The 2,910-nt window shown below is 74.5% G+C and carries 1 protein-coding gene; it reads left to right on the top strand.

Features of this window, described 5'->3' with window-relative positions:
* Nucleotides 1–2,910, top strand: a 2,910-nt coding sequence (locus tag QMK28_RS29095; protein WP_443050860.1) for an FtsK/SpoIIIE domain-containing protein, incomplete at its 3' end; no start/stop codon positions are given.

The following is a 2,910-nucleotide window of genomic DNA, read 5'->3' as shown; positions in this document are numbered from 1 at the left end:
GTGAGAATCTTCCTCAGCATCGTCTCGGCCGATTCCCCCGGCCTGAGCCGCGACCTGTTCCTCAACACCACCGGCAGGACCACCGTCGGAGCGCTCGCCGCCCGGCTGGCCGGCACGGACCACGGCGGCGATACGCCCGCGCTGTTCCTCGGGGACCGCGAGCTGCCCGCCGCCCTGCCGCTCGCGGCCTCCGGAATCCGCGACGGCGTGACGCTCGGCGTCGGTGGGCCGGCCGGCCCGGAACCCGGTGGCTACGGACCCGTGCGAGGCGACCTCCCGCCCCCCTCACGCTCCGCCGACGGCGAGCGGCTGCCGCGCGGCCCCGGCTGCGAACTCCAACTCGTCGGCGGCAGGCAATCCGGCCGGGCCTGGCTGCTGGAACCCGGCACCCACACCATCGGGCCCCAGCCGGGCAGCGCGGTCCGCCTCGAAGGACGCGACGTCCCCTCGGACGGCGTCCGCGTCACCGTACGGCCGGACGGAACGGCGCTGCTGTACACCGGCGGGTCGGACGGCGTACGGATGTCCGTCCCGCAGCCACCGCGGGACCGGCCCCGCGCGGACGCCACGCCGCTGCCTCCCGCACCGCCGCCCGAACTGCCCGACCTCGACGCCGACAGGCACCGATCCGTGCCCGAAGGCTGGGTCCCGTGGCCGCTGGAGAGCGAACTCGTCCTCGGCGAGTTCCTGCTGCGGGTGACCGAACCCACCGAGGCCGACGCCGCGGTGACGGTCTCGGAGGACGGCGCGCATCTGGACTTCAACCGGCCGCCGCGGATCATCCCGCCGCTGGTGCCCGAGCGGTTCGTGCTGCCCTCGCCGCCCAACCCGCCCGCGAAGCGGCCGATACCGATACTCGTGGTGCTGGCCCCGATGTTCTTCGGCATCGGCATGGTCGCCGTGCTGCACTCGTACTTCTACCTGATGTTCGCGTTCTTCAGCCCGTTCCTCGCCATCGCCAACTGGTTCAGCAGCCGTCGCAACGGCCGCCGCGACTTCGTGGAGGGCGTCGCCAACTACCGGGCCCGGCGCGACTCGCTGGAACGGGACATCGAGCGGAAGGTCGAGCGCGAACGACGCCTGCGGGTGGCCGGCGGCCCCGACCCCGCGTCCGCCGGGCTGTGGGCCGTGGGCCCCGGAGCGAGGCTGTGGGAGCGCCGGCGCGGCCACCCCGACCACCTGATGCTGCGGGTGGGGACCGTGGCGCAGTCCTCACTGCTGACGGTCGAGGACAGCTCCCGCGAGGACAACCACCGCTCCGTCAACTGGCGGATCCCGGACGTGCCGATCGGCGTCGACCTCTGCGGGGACGGTGTCCTCGGCATCGCGGGCGAACAGGAATCGGCGCGGGCACTGGCCCGCTGGCTGGTGGTCCAGGCGGCGGTCCTGCACAGCCCGCGCGACGTACGGGTCACCGTGCTCACCGACGCGGCCGGCGCTCCCGCCTGGGAATGGGTCCGCTGGCTGCCGCACGCCCGGCCGGGCCACGGCGGGCTCTCCGCGCAGGAGGCGAGCGGACCCGCCGTCACGCTCGGCAACGACCCGGAGACGGTGGCCAACCGCGTCTCCGAACTGGTCTCGGCGGTGCGCTCCCGGGCGCGCGCCCGCGACTCCGCGATGAGCGGGGCGCTGCTCAGCCAGCCCGACCTGGTCGTCGTGCTCGACGGCGCCAGGCGGCTGCGCGACGTCCCCGGCGTGGTGCAGGTGCTCAAGGAAGGCCCGGCCGTACGGGTCTTCCTGGTCTGCCTGGACCTGGAGGAGCGGATGCTCCCCGAGGAGTGCGTCTCGGTCTGCGCCGTGGGAGCCCGCGATCTGACGCTGCGCCGCACCGGCAGCGCCGACCTCACCGAGATCCGCCCGGACCTGGTCGACACCGCGTGGTGCGAGCGGATCGGCCGCGCGCTGGCCCCCGTACGGGACGTCACGCCCGACGGCTCCGACGGCCTCCCCGACCGGGTGGGCCTGCTGGGACTGCTGGACCTGGAGCCGCCCCGGGCGGAGGAACTGGTGGTGCGCTGGGCCAAGCGGCCCGCCTCGACCGCGATGCTGCTGGGCGTCGGCTACACCGGGCCGGTGACCTTCGACCTGGTCAAGGACGGCCCGCACGGGCTCATCGCCGGCACCACCGGCGCCGGCAAGTCCGAGCTGCTCCAGACGCTGGTGGCCTCGCTGGCCGCCGTCAACCGCCCGGACGAGATGACCTTCGTACTCGTCGACTACAAGGGAGGCAGCGCCTTCCAGGACTGCGTCCGGCTGCCGCACGTGCTCGGCATGGTCACCGACCTCGACAGCCACTTGGTGGAGCGCGCCCTCGCCTCGCTCGCCGCCGAACTGACCCGGCGCGAGCAAATCCTCGCCGACGTCGGCGTGAAGGACCACGCCGAATACCGCGCGCTGCGCCGCCGCGACCCCTCGCTCGCCCCGCTGCCCCGGCTGCTGCTGGTCATCGACGAGTTCGCCACCCTCGCCCGCGACGTCCAGGACTTCATCCCCGGACTCGTCGGCATCGCCCAGCGCGGCCGGTCCCTGGGCCTGCACCTGCTGCTCGCGACCCAGCGGCCCGCCGGCGTGGTCACCGCGGACATCCGGGCCAACACCAACCTGCGGATCGCCCTGCGCGTCACCGACGCCATGGACAGCCAGGACGTCCTGGAGGTCAACGACGCGGTGAGCATCTCCAGCGGCACCCCGGGCCGCGCCCTGGCCCGGATCGGCCACCGCTCCGCGCTGCCCTTCCAGACCGCCTACGTGGGCGCGCTCCGCACCGCCGACGGCCCCGCCGACGAGAGCGCGGCGGCAGCGGAGAGCGACGCCTCCCCGCAGCGACCGGCCGCGGCGGACGAAGCCACCGTCTGGACCAGCGAGGTGAACTGGTCCCTGCTGGGCCGCACCGCCGCCGAACCCGGCCCC

Source organism: Streptomyces sp. H27-D2 (assembly GCF_035828615.1).
Taxonomy (GTDB): Bacteria; Actinomycetota; Actinomycetes; order Streptomycetales; family Streptomycetaceae; genus Streptomyces.
The sequence above is the reverse complement of the archived record's forward strand: the minus strand, read 5'-3'. Positions and strand labels throughout refer to the sequence as shown.